This window comes from Mesoflavibacter profundi (assembly GCF_014764305.1).
Taxonomy (GTDB): Bacteria; Bacteroidota; Bacteroidia; order Flavobacteriales; family Flavobacteriaceae; genus Mesoflavibacter; species Mesoflavibacter profundi.
On record NZ_CP061703.1, the window covers coordinates 1929156 to 1946551 of the forward strand.

At 30.0% G+C, this 17396-nt stretch carries 17 protein-coding genes; 9 read left to right on the forward strand and 8 right to left on the reverse strand.

Annotated elements, in window-relative coordinates:
* Positions 1 to 88: 88 nt before the first annotated feature.
* From IFB02_RS08605 to IFB02_RS08620, 4 genes are all read left to right on the forward strand, one after another.
* Positions 89 to 1099, forward strand: coding sequence for a tetratricopeptide repeat protein (locus IFB02_RS08605; RefSeq protein WP_223878828.1), 1011 nt, complete (start codon positions 89 to 91; stop codon positions 1097 to 1099).
* A gap of 230 nt (positions 1100 to 1329) precedes the next feature.
* The gene (locus IFB02_RS08610; protein WP_106687691.1) at positions 1330 to 2682 is read left to right on the forward strand and encodes a UDP-N-acetylmuramate--L-alanine ligase; all 1353 of its coding nucleotides are present in this window, start codon (positions 1330 to 1332) and stop codon (positions 2680 to 2682) included.
* Positions 2683 to 2707: 25 nt separating this feature from the next.
* Complete coding sequence (locus IFB02_RS08615; protein ID WP_106687690.1) at positions 2708 to 4585, forward strand: hypothetical protein; 1878 nt, start codon at positions 2708 to 2710, stop codon at positions 4583 to 4585.
* A gap of 219 nt (positions 4586 to 4804) precedes the next feature.
* A complete protein-coding gene (locus IFB02_RS08620) occupies positions 4805 to 6235 on the forward strand; it encodes a hypothetical protein (protein WP_106687689.1) in 1431 nt (476 codons plus the stop codon).
* Between the two features lie 81 nt (positions 6236 to 6316).
* Here IFB02_RS08620 and IFB02_RS08625 read toward each other — a convergent pair whose 3' ends face one another.
* The 4 genes from IFB02_RS08625 to IFB02_RS08640 all read right to left on the reverse strand — a co-directional run bounded on the left by IFB02_RS08625 (position 6317) and on the right by IFB02_RS08640 (position 8410).
* Positions 6317 to 6874 (reverse strand): hypothetical protein, encoded by a 558-nt coding sequence (locus tag IFB02_RS08625; protein WP_106687688.1) that lies wholly within the window; start codon positions 6872 to 6874, stop codon positions 6317 to 6319.
* A 3-nt stretch (positions 6875 to 6877) separates the two neighbouring features.
* The gene (locus IFB02_RS08630) at positions 6878 to 7240 is read right to left on the reverse strand and encodes a DUF1304 domain-containing protein (protein ID WP_106687687.1); all 363 of its coding nucleotides are present in this window, start codon (positions 7238 to 7240) and stop codon (positions 6878 to 6880) included.
* A 4-nt stretch (positions 7241 to 7244) separates the two neighbouring features.
* Positions 7245 to 7844 carry an FMN-binding negative transcriptional regulator gene (locus IFB02_RS08635; RefSeq protein WP_106687686.1) on the reverse strand — a complete coding sequence of 200 codons (600 nt, stop codon included), beginning with the start codon at positions 7842 to 7844 and terminating at the stop codon, positions 7245 to 7247.
* A 113-nt stretch (positions 7845 to 7957) separates the two neighbouring features.
* Positions 7958 to 8410: a DUF1569 domain-containing protein gene (locus IFB02_RS08640; RefSeq protein ID WP_106687685.1), complete on the reverse strand. Its 453-nt coding sequence runs from the start codon at positions 8408 to 8410 to the stop codon at positions 7958 to 7960.
* A 63-nt stretch (positions 8411 to 8473) separates the two neighbouring features.
* On the opposite strand from IFB02_RS08640, the gene radC reads away from it, so the two are divergent.
* The 4 genes from radC (at position 8474) to IFB02_RS08660 (ending at position 12028) form a co-directional block, all read left to right on the forward strand.
* A complete protein-coding gene (radC, locus tag IFB02_RS08645; RefSeq protein ID WP_106687684.1) occupies positions 8474 to 9172 on the forward strand; it encodes a RadC family protein in 699 nt (232 codons plus the stop codon).
* An 85-nt stretch (positions 9173 to 9257) separates the two neighbouring features.
* Positions 9258 to 10556, forward strand: coding sequence for a polysaccharide deacetylase family protein (locus IFB02_RS08650; protein WP_106687683.1), 1299 nt, complete (start codon positions 9258 to 9260; stop codon positions 10554 to 10556).
* Entirely contained in the window at positions 10549 to 11232 is a 684-nt protein-coding gene (locus IFB02_RS08655) for a YjjG family noncanonical pyrimidine nucleotidase (RefSeq protein WP_106687682.1), read from the forward strand. The genes IFB02_RS08650 and IFB02_RS08655 overlap by 8 nt, the downstream gene beginning before the upstream one ends.
* A gap of 4 nt (positions 11233 to 11236) precedes the next feature.
* On the forward strand, positions 11237 to 12028 hold the full coding sequence (locus IFB02_RS08660; RefSeq protein WP_106687681.1) for a hypothetical protein: 792 nt from the start codon (positions 11237 to 11239) through the stop codon (positions 12026 to 12028).
* Here IFB02_RS08660 and IFB02_RS08665 read toward each other — a convergent pair whose 3' ends face one another.
* Positions 12029 to 13306 carry a replication-associated recombination protein A gene (locus IFB02_RS08665; RefSeq protein WP_106687680.1) on the reverse strand — a complete coding sequence of 426 codons (1278 nt, stop codon included), beginning with the start codon at positions 13304 to 13306 and terminating at the stop codon, positions 12029 to 12031.
* Positions 13307 to 13533: 227 nt separating this feature from the next.
* Here IFB02_RS08665 and IFB02_RS08670 point away from each other — a divergent pair, with 227 nt between their 5' ends.
* Complete coding sequence (locus IFB02_RS08670; protein ID WP_106687679.1) at positions 13534 to 14298, forward strand: rhomboid family intramembrane serine protease; 765 nt, start codon at positions 13534 to 13536, stop codon at positions 14296 to 14298.
* On the opposite strand, the gene rlmB is transcribed toward IFB02_RS08670, so the two are convergent.
* From rlmB to IFB02_RS08685, 3 genes are all read right to left on the reverse strand, one after another.
* A complete protein-coding gene (rlmB, locus tag IFB02_RS08675) occupies positions 14295 to 15029 on the reverse strand; it encodes a 23S rRNA (guanosine(2251)-2'-O)-methyltransferase RlmB (RefSeq protein ID WP_106687678.1) in 735 nt (244 codons plus the stop codon). The two genes, IFB02_RS08670 and rlmB, sit on opposite strands and share 4 nt — an antisense overlap.
* 68 nt (positions 15030 to 15097) lie before the next feature.
* Positions 15098 to 15820: a DUF4843 domain-containing protein gene (locus IFB02_RS08680; protein WP_106687677.1), complete on the reverse strand. Its 723-nt coding sequence runs from the start codon at positions 15818 to 15820 to the stop codon at positions 15098 to 15100.
* Between the two features lie 53 nt (positions 15821 to 15873).
* Entirely contained in the window at positions 15874 to 17382 is a 1509-nt protein-coding gene (locus IFB02_RS08685; protein ID WP_106687676.1) for a RagB/SusD family nutrient uptake outer membrane protein, read from the reverse strand.
* Positions 17383 to 17396: the final 14 nt, after the last annotated feature.

Consider the following 17396-nt stretch of genomic DNA (forward strand, 5'->3'; position numbering starts at 1 on the left):
TTTTAAACATTTAGTTTTAAAATACTAAATGCGTAAATGTGTAGTTTTGATTAGTAAAACTGTCTATTTTTAAAGTTAACCATAATTAATGCAAAAGAATCAAAAACAATACCAAGAGAATGTTAATTTTGTAACTATGAAAATTAATTCTATGCGATTATTAATAATTTTATGTTGTTTTCCTTTTGTGTTATTAGGTCAGTCTACTTTAGAAAAAAGTCGAGCTTTTATTGCAAAAAAACTATTTACTAAAGCGGAAAATGAATTAGTAACTTTTGTGGATAATAACCAAAATAATCTAGAAGCAATAGAATTATTAGGCGATGCATACGGACATCAAAAAAAATGGGACGATGCAGCAAAACAATATAAAAAGTTAACCGAAGCTAAACCAACCGAAGCCAATTACCATTACAAATATGGTGGCGCTTTAGGGATGAAAGCCTTATCTGTAAGCAAATTTAAAGCATTAGGAATTATAGATGATGTGAAAGCAGCATTTTTAAAAGCTGCCGAATTAGATCCAAATCATATCGAAACACGTTGGGCTTTAGTAGAGTTATACATGCAATTACCAGGTATAATTGGCGGTAGCAAAAGCAAATCTTTAAAATATGCTAACGAGCTTGAAAATCTATCTAAAGTTGATGGCTATTTAGCAAAAGGATATATTTATGAATATGATGACGAGCCAGAACTTGCCGAAGATTATTACCTAAAAGCGATTAAAGTTGGCGGCTCTATTACGTGTTACAGTAAATTAACAAGCTTTTACGAAAACCAAAAACAACCTGAAAAGGCAATTAAAAATATTGAAAACGAGCAAAGCGTACATTTTAGAAATAGTTTGCGCTACCAAATTGGAAAAGTAAGTGCAGAATATAATGTGCAATTAGATAAAGGTGAATCGTGTTTAAAAAGTTATATTTTTAACTATTCGGCTAAAGATGGTGTGCCAAAAGCTTGGGCAAATTACCGTTTAGCTCAAATCTATAAGCATAAAAAAGAAACTAATAAAGCTTTAGAATATATTGAATTAGCTTTAGGTGAATTGCCAGACATTGATGTGTTTAAAGAATTTAAGAAAAGTTTGCAGTAAGCAGTAAGCAGTAAGCAGTAAACAGTTTTTAGTCTTTAGTTGAAATTAAGCTATCTAATTATTTTATTAGTGAATATTCGTGAAATTCGTGTCAAAATTATCTCAAAAATTAGCTAAAGAGTTAATAAACATTAATATCTCTGTAAAATAATCAAGTTTATTTCGTCATTTAAATTATTCGGGAATTAGTATCAAAACAACTATCTTTGAAACATCTTCAAAAATAAACCATGAACGTACATTTTATAGCTATTGGCGGAAGCGCAATGCACAACCTTGCATTAGCATTACATAACAAAGGATATCAAGTAACAGGAAGTGACGACACGATTTTTGAACCTTCAAAATCACGTCTTGAAGCTAAAGGATTATTGCCAGAACAATTTGGATGGTTTCCTGAGAAAATTACCGAAAGTTTAGATGCTATCGTTTTAGGAATGCACGCTAAAGCAGATAATCCAGAGTTATTAAAAGCTCAAGAATTAGGCTTAAAAATATACAGTTATCCAGAGTTTTTATACGAGCAATCTAAAGATAAGACTAGAGTTGTTATTGGTGGTAGTCATGGTAAAACCACAATAACATCTATGATTTTACACGTTATGCATTACCATGATCGCGATGTCGATTTTATGGTTGGAGCACAATTAGAAGGTTTTGACGTGATGGTAAAATTAACCGAGGATAACGATTTTATTGTTTTAGAAGGTGACGAATATTTAAGTAGTCCGATAGATAGACGACCAAAATTTCATCTATACAAACCCAATATTGCATTGTTAAGCGGTATTGCTTGGGATCATATTAATGTGTTTCCGACTTATGAAAATTATGAAGAACAGTTTAAAATCTTTGTAGATAGTATTGTACGTGGCGGAAGTATAAATTTTAACGAAGAAGACGAAGCTGTAAAACGCATTGTAGAAGCTAGCGAAAACCCAATTAGAAAATTACCATATCACACACCAGAATATACTGTTGAAGATGGCGAAACATTGTTAGAAACTCCAGAAGGACCAATGCCAATAGAAGTGTTTGGTAAGCACAACTTAAATAATTTGGCTGGTGCAAAATGGATTTGCCAACATATGGGAATTGATGAAGATGATTTTTACGAAGCTATTTCAACATTTAAAGGCGCAAGCAAACGTTTAGAAAAAATTGCCGAAACCTATAATAGCGTTGCTTATAAAGATTTTGCACATTCGCCAAGTAAGGTAAGTGCAACAACAAAAGCAGTTAAAGAACAATACGCAGATCGTACTTTGGTTGCGTGTTTAGAATTACATACTTATAGTAGTTTAAATGCCGAATTTTTAAAAGAATATAAAGGCGCTTTAGATGCAGCAGATGTTGCACTAGTATTTTATAGTCCGCATGCGGTAGAAATTAAAAAACTAGAAGCGGTAACACACAAACAAATAGCAGATGCTTTTGAGCGTGACGATTTAATTATTTATACCAATCCAGACGATTTTAAAAATTATCTGTTCTCTCAAAATTTTGATAACAAAGCTTTATTGTTAATGAGTAGCGGTAATTATGGCGGATTGGATTTTGAAGAATTAAAAAGTTTACTATAAATTCTATAATTTAAAAAAAAATAAAATGAAAGCACTACATAAATTTCTAGTAATTCTATTATCAATTATTGGTTTCAATTCATGCTCAAATGAAGAAAATTCTATTAAAACAGTAGAAAGTCAAAATATAGATCCATCGATAATCTCAATTCAGTTAATAGAAAATGGTTCTTCAAATGATTTGCAACAAAATAGAATATTATTATCTACAGACAATATATCTATTACAATTTTAGAAAACCTTGATATTAGTAGGACAGATGTTTTTATAGATGATAATTTAGTTGAATCTTTTGATGAAGTACCAACAGATTCATTCAATATTCCTGTACAAGATTTTGAAGATGGAGATCATGAGTTAACAATTAAAATTTTATCTAACACATCTGTATTGGCTTCAAAAAGTATTGATATAAAAATAGACAACACAGGTCCAATATTAGATTTAAACTCAATAGCTAGCACAATATATTATTGTAGAGAAAACGCAGTGATTTACCCTAGTGTTTCAGATGAAATTGCAGGTATAAGTAGTGTGAAAGTGTATATAGGACCTACTTTGATTTCTGAGTTTAATGGTAATGATAATTTTGTCTTAGAGTTAGATACTCAACTTTACGAAGGAGCACAAGAACTGTCTTTTGAAATGACTGATATTGCTAATAATACATCCAATCAATCAGTAAGTATTGATGTTGTTTCCTTATTTGTGGTAAACATAGATTTTCCAGACAACTTTACTAGACCTAATATAGATACATTTCATGTTATTCTTTCTGACGAAAACGGTAATTATTTAGATAGTGAAACACATTCTGATTTTTCAGAAGTAATTAAACTATGTACAGAAGATTTAAATTTTACTGATAATGCAAAGTATACATTAACATTTATAGAAGAGTTTGAAAATGCTATTTATAACATTTATGTATACAGTGACTTAACTAAAAGTATTGTTGGTAATACAATTACATTTCAACCAAGACCAAATGCTCTTAGCGTAGATACTAACGTAATGGATTTACCTTTTTATCAAAATGGATACATGATTAAATCGGCAGGAAGAGGTTATAATTATGTTTATATAAATGATGAGTTATCAGGTCACTTCTCAACGTCTTATAATGATAACCTAGGATCAAATAAAGCATTTATACAATATTACAACACCAATGATAATTCAGATTATCAATGGATGTTTGTAGATAACCCTAACTTAATATCTGTATTGAATATTTCTGATTTTACAACTAGTAATGTTGTAAACAGTAGTGTTCAAATAAATAATAGTAATGATACTCCGTTTTTAAGTATATATGGTTTTGAAGATACAGTATCTTATAATGATATAAATGGACATCAAGTGTTTTGGGATGCCTCTTTATCGGGTAGTAATAATTTATACAATTATTCATATGCAGATATTTTTAATGATAATTTTTATTCTTTAAGGGTTGGTAATTACTGTAAAGAAGGTGTTGGTTTACCACCATCAAGTATAAGTGTACCAAATCTTAATGTTAGTTTTAATTATACTGGTAATACAATTAATTTTAATGGTGTTTCTGGATATGAAGTAGGAAGAGCGAGATTAGCTAATCAAAATGTTAAAATTGAATTTATATTTGACGGCAACTCTAACCAGATAACAGTACCTACAATACCAGATGGGTTAATAGCTTCAGATATTACAGAACTAATAAATAATGGAAACCTAGACGCTGTACAGGCTGTATCCGAAGATTATTCTGATTTTTATTCTTATTCAGATTACATATCTAATGTTTTAGTAACATCAAACCCATTTTATATTACATCATCAGTAAGAGAGAGAATATTTATTAATAATAACAGTAATTCAATATTCCCTATTTTCGAATTTCCTTATTTTGAAAGGTTTTAAAATTAAATTATACTAATAATTAATTAGCAGTAATCATAGCGGATTGGATTTTGATGCTGTAAAAGGATTGATTGAGTAGTGTTTTTCCTGCGTAGGCAGGAAACTTTAAATGTGCCGAATATATTGGATTTCGTATCGATTGCTGAATGACAATTTAAATAAGGTTACTCATTTTAAGTAACATATACTGTGTTTTTAGTACTTATATGAAAAGACTTTATGTTTTCTAGACTATTTTTTGACTCTAATTTTTATCCAAATACTTTTAGTAAGACCAGAATTGGATTAGCCATTTGTTATGGACTATTTAGTGCTATAGTCTTATACTCTTTTTTTTATGTCTTAGATCATGTTTTTAGATTAATTGAATTAGGTTTTATAGAATTTCCTCAAGAAATTTCAGAGTCCGAAAAATACAAGCATAACTTGTTTTACGCTGCAATTTCTGTAATGATAGGTAACTCTGTTTTTATAAGTTATCTTTTTTCAAGACCATCAAAAGCTTTAAATAGAAGAAGTTTTAAACAGAAACGCATTTTAAACGATCAAGTATTTTTAGGTGCTAATTTTGTACACTGGTTTTTAAGAATTGGAGTTGTTTTTGGAGTATTTGCAGCAAACGGAATCAATTTTAAAAACGAATTTTTTTACTATCCAATTCAAATTTTAATCATAATCGTTCTATATCTAGATATTTGGAAAACATTAATACAAATACTTAAAAAGCGTAAGTATAAAATTTTATTCATCCACTTTATAACCACTGTGATTTTAATACTATCACTAGCAAAATTTGACGTTACAGATTATAAACGATTGGAAAAAGTCGCTTTAAAATACAATCCAATTATAGATTTACCTTACTCTAATTATTCAAGTCCCAATTATTATCAAAGGTTTAATGTTATCAATTTAAGATTAAAACTTAATTCAAAAAAAGAACTAGACATTTATGTTGAAAATAGAAGGCTTTCTGAAAAAGAAAAAATTAAGTTGAATGAACTACAGGATATTATTTCAAAAATGAAAAGTAGTGTTAGGGAAGAAGTTGTTTTAAGACTGACAGTTAATCTTTTTGCAGATGCTGATTTGAAATTATTATATATAAAACAGTTAGAAGTGCAACTTTTAAAAAATAATATTTCGAGAATCAATTATATAGCGGTAGACAGCAAAGAGCATTTTAACGAATGGGAAAGTAAAAGTATATTCAAAACAATATCTTTTGATGTTTTAGACATCGAAAATAAAAGGAAAGGCATTAATCGTCCGTTATCTCCAGATTATTCCCAAATAAGAAATTACTATAAAAATCATTTTAAAGATTCCTTATTGATTCAATTAAAAAAAGAAATCGAGGTTGATGGAGAATTAATTACTAAAAACAATCTTTCTACTATTCTTAAGAACAAAATAAACGCTAAGACTTACATTAAATACATTTATGATGATAATACTACATATCAAGATTATATAGATATGCTATCTATCCATTATGAAACAGTAGAAAAATTAAGAGAAAAAGAACAAAAGAATTTTAAGGTTTATCCACAATCTAATAATGCTGTAGGATTTGGATCTGAAGCTTACAAAAGAGAATATAATAGATTAAAAAAGATGTACCCAATACATATTAGAGAATCTTTTTAGTAACTAAGAGACTATTTTTTTTCTGTTTAGAATTAGAGATGTTAAAGTAACGTATAAAGATAATTTTTAAATTGAATTTATTTAGTTCATCTCACGATAAGAGTTTTCACTAATGTTAAAAATCCCTTTTTCAAATTCGTCAGTTAGGTTTTTAAATAACTCAATTATAGGCTCAATAACTTGGGTCCAGTTGTTAAATTCTAGATGGTATTTTGTGATTATTTTTTTCTTTTTATTATCAGAATATGTATGTATTAATGGACTAAAATTTTCTTTTTTTGCGATTTTATTTAATTGTTTAAGTGCTAAGTTATTCTCCAGAAAGTAATTTAAATTTTTGTTTTCACTTTTAATTTTAAATCGGCTTTTCTTTCTTATAAATAGATTTAAAAGATGTGAAATCGAAGTGATTTCAAAATGTGTAATTGGAGTTGTAGATGGTAAATCACAACTAATTTCGCCAACATAAGCAGCGCCTGTTCTATTGTAAATGGTAAAATAACTATTGTTATATTCAAACTTAATTATATAGATAACATTAGGAGATCTAACACCAAGACCAATCGAAATATCTTTATCTTCAAAATAAAATTTTCCGTTTTCTTTTTCTGCAATTCTTTTAAATTCGCTCTTAAACATAATTTATTTGATTAACACCAATAAAATCCCAATCAAAGCCGGTAAGGCTTGCACAAAAAATATCTTTTTAGATGCGGTTAATGCGCCATAAATACCAGCAACAGCAACGCAACCTAAAAAGAATAATGCAATGTTAGATTTCCACGTTGGGTTAGTGATAAAAAACGTCCAAATTAATCCAGCAGCTAAAAACCCATTATATAATCCTTGGTTTGCCGCCAATGCTTTGGTTGGTGTAAATAAATTTTTAGGAAACTGCCTAAAAATTTTTGGTCCTTTGGTTTCCCAAGCAAACATTTCAAAATATAAAAAATAGAGGTGAAGCAAGGCTACTATGGCTATGATAATGTTGGTTAGTATATTCATGATTTTAATTTTTAAATACTTTATCCAAAAACGCCTTAATACTATCTTGACTACTTTTAATTAATTGTTGTCTGGCGTTTTCTTTGTCTTTTGGTAGTTTGTCTTGAGAGAGTTTAAACTTGCCTTCCCAAGTTTTAATATCTATTTCAAACAATTTAATATAGTCTAAATTTTTATCTAATCTTGGGTTGTCAGGCTCTAAAACGTAGTTGTGTTCTGGCGCTTCTAAAAACTTGGTCATCGTAATTAAAGACTGTTTTAAAGCAGCTTTGTCTTCAATTCTGGTAACAGTTCCGGTAAGGTGTACTTTAATGTAATTCCAAGTTGGTAATTGTGTTGTCGTATAAATACTTGGCGAAATGTAACATTGCGGACCAGAAAATATTATGGTCACTTCATTTTCATGCTGAAGCAAGTCCGTTTGCGGATTATAAATATCTATGTGTCCTATAAGTTTACCATCGGTTTCGCGATAAATTAAAGGCAAATGCGTTATCAAAGGTTGATTATCTTTTACCGAAATTAATGTAGCTAACGGATACGTTTTTATCACTTCAATATGATGAAGCTGGTCATTATCTTGGTGTTTTTTTGGAGGATACACTTTTTAAGTTTGAAAGTATTTAAAGTTTTATTTTGTCACACTGAGCTTGTCGAAGTGTTTTTAAGCTTTGACAAGCTTAGTGTAGTCAAATTGATAGCTGAGCATAGTCAAAACTACACACCAAATTGTCTAAAGTGATGATCTAAATGTTTGTAAGCACTTTTTCCCCATTGGTCTGCTGTAAACGTACCAAAAATTGGATGTTTCTTTTTAGGTTCAAAATAGTCTTTAGATGTGCTCATGGTTTCAATTTTAGACTTTAATTTATCTTTTTCGGAGCTAAAAGCTTCAGTGTTAACTATAATAAATTCTTTAGCGGTTGGTAAACCTTCTTTCCAAGGTTTATCGTTGTAAAGGCTTGGCGCAACAAGTTTCATCATCATACCCATTAAAAAATTAGGTTTTTTAATAGTGCTTTCGCCTAGAGCTAATTCGATAGGTTTTTGACAATGCACGAGCATTTGGTTAACGTTCATTTTTCCCCATTTAGCAGAAGATTCAGCCTCAAGATTTTCTAAACGGTTTAATAGTTCAGCTTTAGCTTCGGTTTCAAAAATAGATTTCATATAAAGATAATTAGTTGGTTTTTTGATGTTTAAAAATTACAAAATATTGTGTAGTTTTATCAAATGTCTGAAAAAAAGCCATCTTTTTCAATAAAAAACTGGTCGGAAGACGATCAACCACGAGAAAAGCTTCTAAAAAAAGGAAAAACAGCCTTAAGTGATGCCGAATTAGTCGCTATTTTAATTGGATCAGGAAACCGCGAAGAAAGCGCTGTAGATTTATGTAAACGCATTTTATCTAGCGTAGATAATAACTTAAACCAGTTAGGAAAATTAAGCATTAAACAATTAATGCAATTTAAAGGCATTGGCGAAGCTAAAGCTATTAGCATTGCTGCAGCTTTAGAATTAGGACGACGTAGACGAGCAGAAGAAGCCTTACAGCAATTTAAAATCACCTCTTGCAAATCTGTTTTTGAGTTAATGCAACCAATAATTGGCGAGCTACCACATGAAGAATTTTGGATTATTTACCTTAATAATTCTAATAAAGTTATTGATAAATTACAGCTAAGTAAAGGCGGAATTACAGGTACTTTGGTAGATACGCGTTTGGTCTTAAAACAAGCGCTACAAGTAGGTGCAGTTGCAATAATTATGGCACATAATCATCCTTCAGGAACCTTAAAACCTAGTCAAGCCGATAAAGATATTACCCAAAAATTAAAATTAGCTGCTCAAAGTTTGGATATACGTGTTTTAGATCATTTAATAATTACAGAAAACGCTTATTTTAGTTTTGCAGATAGCGCATTACTATAATTTTAAAATTGTATTAAAGTTATCTAGCATTGCACTTAGATTAAGAATGAAAATGGTACTTTTGAAGTTGAAATTTTAAATAGTAATGTTACTAGTCTACACACATAAAATAACGCCTCGTATTAAATATACTTTTAAACAAGTATGTACAAGGATTTTAGGTATACCTGTAGATTTTACAACAACTATAGAAGATTTTATAGCACATGACAGCCTTAAAATGTCTTACGCCAAACAACCTTTAAGTAGCGAAGTGTTTATAAGATCTAATGATTTGTTATTTGAGCAAGGGTTATCAGATCTTGACATAAATATTTACGATTGGGAAGACACTAAATGCTTTTTCCCTACAGGAGAAAAAAGTGCTTTACCGTTTGATATTTTTGCAGCAACGTTTTATTTAATTAGTAGATATGAAGAATATTTACCACACGTAAAAGATAATTATGGACGTTTTCCTGCTGAAGAAAGCCTTGCTTACAACAACAACTTTTTAACACAACCAGTTGTTGATATTTGGGCTTATAAATTTAAAAATTTACTGCTTGAGCATTTTCCTGATTATGTTTTTGAAGAAAAAAAATATTCTGTAACTCCAGTTATAGATGTTCCATCTGCTTATAAATACAAGTTAAAAGGAATTATGAGAACTTATGGCGGAACATTTAAAGACTTTTTTGCATTCAGATTTAAAGATGTTTACGAGCGTTTTGGTGTATTATTAGGCATGCGTAAAGATCCTTACGATACTTACAAGTACATACTTAACAGACAAAAAAAGCAATCTTTTAAATTTATTTTTTTCTTTTTAGTTGGCGATTATTCGACATATGATAAGAATATAAATAGTCAAAAACAAAAGTTTGTGTCGTTAATAAAACATGTTGCAGACTATTGTAAAGTAGGGATAAAATCGTCTTTTTTTGCACTTACAGATATCGAGTTACTAAAAAAAGAAAAGAGTAGGATGGAGGCAATAATTAACACTAATATTGCAGGTTCTAGACAATCTTTTTCTAAAGTAAATTTACCAGAATCTTACCGTAATTTGGTAGAATTAGAAATACCAGAAGACTATACAATGGGTTATGTAAACCATTTAGGTTTTAGAGCAGGAACATGTACTCCGTTTTTTTTCTATGATTTAGATTACGAAATACAAACGCCACTTAAAATAGTTCCTTATCACGCTTTAGATTTTGCTTTTTTAAAGCACAATTCGTTATTAGATAAACAAGAAGTATTACAAAAGTTAATCCGTCAAATAAAAGCTGTTAACGGTAATTTTGTTCCTGTGTTTCATAACTATACATTTAGTAATATACCGCGTTGGAAACATTTTAAAAGCTTATTTAATATTATTTTAAAATCTGTAAATGACTAACATAAAACACATATTTTTTGATCTTGATCATACCCTTTGGGATTTTGATAAAAATTCGGCTTTAACATTCGATTTCATTTTTAAAAAGAATGATTTACAAGTGGACTTACCACAGTTTTTAGAAGTTTATCAACCATTGAACTTACAATTTTGGAAACTTTATAGAGAAGAAAAAGTAAGTAAAGAACATCTAAGATTTTATAGATTAAAAGATACTTTTGATGCGCTAAATATTGAAGTAGAAGCAGAGGTAATTAATCAATTATCGGATGATTATATAGACAATCTGTCAAATCATAATCATTTATTTGAAGGTACTTTAGAGATTTTAGACTATTTAAAACCTAAATATCAATTACATATTATAACCAATGGTTTTGAAGCGGTACAGCATCATAAAATGAAAAAAGCCAACATCATCCAATATTTTGATACTATTACAAATTCTGAAATGGTTGGTGTAAAAAAACCAAATCCTAAAATATTTAATCATGCTTTAGATTTGGCCAATGCTAAAACAAGCAATAGTATTATGATAGGTGATAACTATGAAGCTGATATTTTAGGTGCTTTAAATATTGGTCTAGACGCAATTTGTTACAACTACCATAACGAAAAAATTGATCAATCAATAAAAACAATTAATCATCTATTAGAGATAAAAACATACTTATAAACTCATGAAAATTTTAAAAATAGTAACCATAATTACAGTTTTATTTACTACTGTATTGTCTGCACAAGAACAATTAAATAATTATAAATATGTAATTGTAAAAGAGCAGTATGATTTTCAAAAAGAACCAAACCAGTATAGACTAAATGGTTTGACAAAATTCTTATTAGAAAAACAAAATTTTAAAGTACTTATGGAAAACGAAACACTGCCAGAAGATGCTGTAAAAGACAATTGTTTGGTTTTAAGAACAAGTGTGATAGACGAGTCTGGTATGTTTAAAACAAAACTAAAGTTTCAATTTAAAGACTGTTACGGAAAAGAAGTTTACACAACTGATATTGGAGAATCCAGAGAAAAAAAATATATAGTTGCATTTAACGAAGCTGTTAGAAATGCTTTAAATAGTCTGTCTAATTTCACACATAAATACGAAGCAAAAGAAAACAATGAAGCAGAAGTTGTTGTTACTACAGTACCTAAAGTAAAACAAGAACCAATAAAAGACACTGTTGATAAATCTGATGCAGAAGATACAAAGACTAAATCTCCAGTTAACAACACCAAAAATAATATTGAAAACAACACATTAATAGCCGAAGCTTTTGGAGTTATAAATTATAATTTAAAGAACAGTAATGGTCAAACCGTTTACACTATTTTATATTCAGGTAAAGAGGATTTGTATATTGTAAAGGGTAAAGATGCTGTGCTTTATAAGATTAATAACAATTGGGTAATTGCTACACAAGTAAATGGTAAATTAGAGCTAGAACCTATAGCTATTAAATTTTAATTAATAGCCGTATTTATCTTTCCAACGTTGTTTTAAAAATTCGCGTTGTGCATTTTCTCTAGCGTTATTACCAGGTTGATAAATAGTTGTGTTTACTATCTCTTTTGGTAAAAACTCTTGCGCTGCAAAATTGTTTGTATAATTGTGGCTGTATTTGTAATCTTCGCCATAACCAATATCTTTCATTAGTTTTGTTGGCGCATTGCGTATGTTAAGCGGTACACTTAAGTCACCAGTTTGTTTAACTAATTGCTGTGCTGTGTTAATAGCCATATACGCAGCATTACTTTTTGCAGAACATGCTAAATACGTTGCGCATTGACTAAGTATAATTCTAGACTCTGGATAACCAATGGTAGATACCGCTTGAAACGTACTATTTGCAATAACTAATGCAGTAGGATTTGCATTACCAATATCTTCACTAGCTAAAATTAACATACGTCTAGCGATAAATTTCACGTCTTCGCCACCTTCAACCATTCTAGCAAGATAATACACTGCAGCGTTAGGATCGCTACCACGAATTGATTTTATAAAAGCTGAAACAATATCGTAATGTTGTTCACCAGTTTTATCATATCGTACCGTATTATTTTCAACCTTATCCATAACCATCTTATCGGTTATAATAATCTTTTCATTAGTTTCGGCATTTACAATTAATTCAAAAATGTTAAGAAGCTTTCTAGCATCTCCACCAGAAAGACGCAATAACGCACTAGTCTCTTTAAGTTTTATGTTTTTTTGAGATAAGATTTCGTCTTTTTCAATAGCACGTTTTAAAAGTGCTTCTAAATCGTTTTTTTCAAAAGCTTTTAAAATATAAACCTGACAGCGTGACAATAATGCCGAAATGACTTCAAAACTAGGATTTTCGGTAGTTGCACCAATTAATGTAACCCAACCTTTTTCTACAGCTTGTAGTAAACTATCTTGTTGAGATTTGCTAAAACGGTGGATTTCATCAATAAATAAAATAGGATTTTTAGCAGTAAATAATCCGCCACTTTCTTTAGCTTTTTGTATAACATCTCTAACGTCTTTTACACCAGAAGCTATAGCACTTAACTGGTAAAAAGGTCTATTAGATGTATTAGCGATAATATTGGCTAAGGTTGTTTTTCCAATACCTGGTGGACCCCAAAAAATCATCGATGGGATTAAACCTTGCTGTATATGTTTAGTTAACGTACCATTAGGTCCAACAAGGTGTTGTTGGCTAATGTAGTCTTCTAGATTTTGAGGACGTAAACGTTCTGCTAGTGGCGTATTCATATTGTAAAATTAGTATAAATCTTTTAAAACATGACACAACTTTTAGTTAAGATAATATTAGTTATGGCGTAACTTTTCTTGCCTTAAAGCAATAAAAGTCGGGTTATCACTACTCAATCTTTTGCAAGCAAAAGGATTTCAAACAAACCGTTCTATCCCTTACGCTTGTATTTGCTGACAATTTTTCAATCTTTTAAACTTGGATAATTATTTGCTATCTTAATTACATGAAATCTAATCAACAATTTAAATTTAGTCCAGAAGTTATATTATTCCCGTTGGGATTTATAATGTTTTTATGGTTAATTTTTGCAATAGAAATTAGATTTGGTTTAAACTTTAATTCCTTTGGTATATTCCCGCAAAAACTAATTGGATTAAGAGGAATAATTTTTAGTCCTTTTATTCATGGAGGAATAGAACACCTTTATCACAATACAATTCCTTTATTTATATTATCAGCTTCCTTATTTTATTTCTATAAACCAATAGCTTTCAAAATAATAATTTATGGGATATTATTATCCGGGTTATTTACGTGGATTATTGGTAGACCTTCTTATCATATAGGAGCAAGCGGATTAATCTATGTTTTGGCAAGCTTTATTTTTTTTAAAGGTGTTTTTGCAAAGCATTATAGATTAATTGCATTATCTCTTTTAGTTGTGTTTTTATATGGAAGTATGGTATGGAATGTTTTACCTATAAAAGATGGCGTATCTTGGGAAGGACATTTATCTGGTTTGGTAATTGGGTTTTTATTTGCTCTTTTATTTAAAAAACAAATTGCAAAACCAAAAAAATATAAATGGGAACAACCCGATTATAACGAAGAAGAAGATGAATTTTTAAAACACTTTGACGAAAATGGTTACTTTATAGAAAGTTTACCAGAAGAGAATAGTATTGACGAAGATTTAGAAATCACATCAAATAATACGTTCTCTACACCAGTAAATTATGTGTTTAAAAAAGATAAAACTGAAGACTAACGTCTTTGTCTTATTGCTTCATATAAAAATGCACCGCAAGCCACAGAAACATTAAGAGATTCTATTTCACCTAAAAGCGGTAATTTAGCTTTTTCATCAGCTACTTTTATTACCGATGGATTTATCCCTCTACCTTCAGAACCCATAATAATTGCACAAGCACCTTTAAAATCTACATCGTATAATGTATTGGTTGTTTTTTCAGTTGCTGCAATTACTTTTACATCAGATGCTTGTAAAAAAAACACAGCGTCCTTTATATGCGATACTTTGCAAATTGGTACTTTAAATACTGCTCCGGCACTAGTTTTTATAGTGTCTCCATTAACAGGAGCAGATCCTTTGGATTGAATTATAATTCCATTTACACCTGTACATTCTGCGGTTCTAATAATTGCACCAAAATTTCTTACATCACTTAATTGGTCCAATAATAAGTATAGTGGAGTAGTGGTTTTCTCTAACACTTTTTCATGTAAAGATTCCAACTCATAAAATTTAATTGGCGCAATTTGTGCAACAGCACCTTGATGATTATTGTTAGTTAGTTTATTTAACTTTTCAACAGGTACGTAAGAAGAATTAATTCTATTACTATTAATTAAGCTTTCTAGTTCTTTATATAAATCTCCTTTTAAACCTTTTTGTAAAAAGACCTTATCTATATTTTTATTAGAATTTATAGCCTCTATAATTGCTCGAATACCAAAAATCTGAGTTGTTTTTTCCATGGGATAAAGGTAAAAAAAAAAACAGCCTGATAAATCAGGCTGTTATAAATATATTATTTAGTCTTAAATTAGTTACCTAATGTAAAACCTTCTTGGTATTGCGAACCGTAGTTACCAGAAACTTCAACTAATACTGTACCATTACTTGTTAAAGAAACAGTCCCATCTTCTGGATAAGATAATCCATCACCGTAAGAATCTACAACTAAGAATGTATAATCTCCATCTTCTAGACAAAATTGTTCTGAAGTAGAAGATACTCCTGCAGCATAAGAGTTTGTTAGTAATAAGCTACCATTAGAATCAAAAATACCCCATTGTAACTCTTCTGAATAACCATCAAAAGTTATATTTAAGTTTACTAAATTAAATAAACATTGTTCTAATAAACTTAAAGTTATACCATCTCCTAATGATAATCCGTTTTGTTCACTTAAATTTAAAACTAAAGTTTTAGCGTTTGCTAAGTCTAAATCTATATCAGTCACAGTTAAAGATAATTTACCTACATTTGAGTTAGCTGGTATAGTCACAGAAGAACCTAATGTATAACTAGAAGGATCTGCAGTAGAAGCATCAGAAACATTAACATTAAATGTTCTGTCATTTCCTACCACGTTAGCTGCATATACCATTACATCAAATGATGAAGTCCCATCAGGAGTAACTTCTAATGTTCTATCAACTTCAAAAGTAACATAGTTAGTGTTTTGCGGCTCTAATTCTTCCTCACAACTTGTAAGACCTATCAAAGCAACTAATGATAGTAAAAATAGTTTAAAGTTTTTCATAATTATTTGATTTTTAAAAGCACTACTACCTTAGTAGTAGTGCTATTTACTATTTATTGATTTTGATTACTTAAGAATGGATTATTTTGAATTTCATCTTGAGGGATTTCAAACTGCATTCTTTCATCATTGTAAGGAATTGGCTCTCCTACAAATGATAAGTGATTTCCACCACGTACTGTAGTAGCTTGATTTCTTTTCATTGCTAAGTAACTTTTACCTTCACCCCAAAGCTCTATTCTTGTTTGTAAGTATATCTCATCTCTTAAAGCTTGTCCAGTTAAAGCATCAACATATGCTGAACTAGGTACTCTTAAATCTAATAATGCTTTTAAGCTAGTTCTAGCAGCTGCTTCATTAGGAATTCTAGCATTTGCTTCAGCATTTAATAAAAACGCCTCTTCAACTCTCATGTATACATAATCAGCAGTAACTGTTTGCGATGCTCCTCCAATTTGGTCTGAAGCAAAAAACTTAAATAATGGCTGTAAGTGTCTTCCGTTTGAAGGATTGTTAAAGAATTGAGCTTTTCTTACATCGTTATTTGGAATAGCTGCATATAAATCTGAATCGATTACTTTGTAATCACCAGCCCATGCATAACTATAAGACCAAGCATCAACTTGTCCCCACCATGATACTAAATCTAAACCATTGTTTTCAGTTAGGTCAATTCCCCACATCCAACTATTATTGTTTACATCAGCAAAACCATTAGTAACATCTGTGTTAGGTAACATAGTGTGACTAGTAGTATTTATAACATCTTGTGTTAAGTCAGCTACATCTTGCCATCTATCTCCTTTAGCACCAAGTACGTAAGCTAAAATCATTCTAGCTACATTTTGATCTACTTGGTTTTTTGCAGTTCTATTAAAACCATCTAAAAGAGAAATTGCATCAGTTAAATCAGACTCCATTAAGTTGTAAACTTCTTCAGCTGAAGACTTAGGTAAGTTTTCAGATAAAGGTTCAGTATATAATGGTAATATAGCTTCATTAGCAACATACTCTTTTTGGAAATACTGAGTTAAGTAAAAATATGAATGAGCTCTTAATGCTTTAGCTTGACCCATAGAGTATTTATTAGCATCTAATTCTGGTACAGCGTCATTACCTCCTAATGACTCAATAACGTTATTAGCAGAACGTACAATTCTATAATAATATCTCCAAACCATTCTGTTTCTACCTCTTGTGAAATCTAATGGAGCTTGGAATTCTGTAATATCAGCTCTATACCATCCATATGTACTTACGCTTAATGCCATATCACCGCATAACATGTCACCGTAAATATCATAACCTTTTTGACCAAAATCATCATGGTTTAAGTCTGTTCCTCCTGATCCAGTTTGAATCATTTGTGCATAAATACCATTTACTGATGCAGCTGGTATATCAGTATTAGTTAATGCTGCCTGCTCCACTTGAGCAGAAGTAAATGAAGCTGTTGGTTGGCTTTCACCAGCAACACCAGAGTTATCTAAAAACTCTTCGCTACAGCTTGACGATAATCCTATAATAGCTATCGCTAAAGCTTTTGTTAATAAATTTTTCATATTCAATATTTTTT

Excerpts from the sequence above, each read along its gene's own strand:
- IFB02_RS08605 (WP_223878828.1), top strand. The coding sequence starts at position 89 with ATGCAAAAGAATCAAAAACAATACCAAGAGAATGTTAATTTTGTAACT.
- IFB02_RS08610 (WP_106687691.1), top strand. The coding sequence starts at position 1,330 with ATGAACGTACATTTTATAGCTATTGGCGGAAGCGCAATGCACAACCTT.
- IFB02_RS08615 (WP_106687690.1), top strand. The coding sequence starts at position 2,708 with ATGAAAGCACTACATAAATTTCTAGTAATTCTATTATCAATTATTGGT.
- IFB02_RS08620 (WP_106687689.1), top strand. The coding sequence starts at position 4,805 with ATGTTTTCTAGACTATTTTTTGACTCTAATTTTTATCCAAATACTTTT.
- IFB02_RS08625 (WP_106687688.1), bottom strand. The coding sequence starts at position 6,874 with ATGTTTAAGAGCGAATTTAAAAGAATTGCAGAAAAAGAAAACGGAAAA.
- IFB02_RS08630 (WP_106687687.1), bottom strand. The coding sequence starts at position 7,240 with ATGAATATACTAACCAACATTATCATAGCCATAGTAGCCTTGCTTCAC.
- IFB02_RS08640 (WP_106687685.1), bottom strand. The coding sequence starts at position 8,410 with ATGAAATCTATTTTTGAAACCGAAGCTAAAGCTGAACTATTAAACCGT.
- radC (WP_106687684.1), top strand. The coding sequence starts at position 8,474 with ATGTCTGAAAAAAAGCCATCTTTTTCAATAAAAAACTGGTCGGAAGAC.
- IFB02_RS08650 (WP_106687683.1), top strand. The coding sequence starts at position 9,258 with ATGTTACTAGTCTACACACATAAAATAACGCCTCGTATTAAATATACT.
- IFB02_RS08655 (WP_106687682.1), top strand. The coding sequence starts at position 10,549 with ATGACTAACATAAAACACATATTTTTTGATCTTGATCATACCCTTTGG.
- IFB02_RS08660 (WP_106687681.1), top strand. The coding sequence starts at position 11,237 with ATGAAAATTTTAAAAATAGTAACCATAATTACAGTTTTATTTACTACT.
- IFB02_RS08665 (WP_106687680.1), bottom strand. The coding sequence starts at position 13,306 with ATGAATACGCCACTAGCAGAACGTTTACGTCCTCAAAATCTAGAAGAC.
- IFB02_RS08670 (WP_106687679.1), top strand. The coding sequence starts at position 13,534 with ATGAAATCTAATCAACAATTTAAATTTAGTCCAGAAGTTATATTATTC.
- rlmB (WP_106687678.1), bottom strand. The coding sequence starts at position 15,029 with ATGGAAAAAACAACTCAGATTTTTGGTATTCGAGCAATTATAGAGGCT.
- IFB02_RS08680 (WP_106687677.1), bottom strand. The coding sequence starts at position 15,820 with ATGAAAAACTTTAAACTATTTTTACTATCATTAGTTGCTTTGATAGGT.
- IFB02_RS08685 (WP_106687676.1), bottom strand. The coding sequence starts at position 17,382 with ATGAAAAATTTATTAACAAAAGCTTTAGCGATAGCTATTATAGGATTA.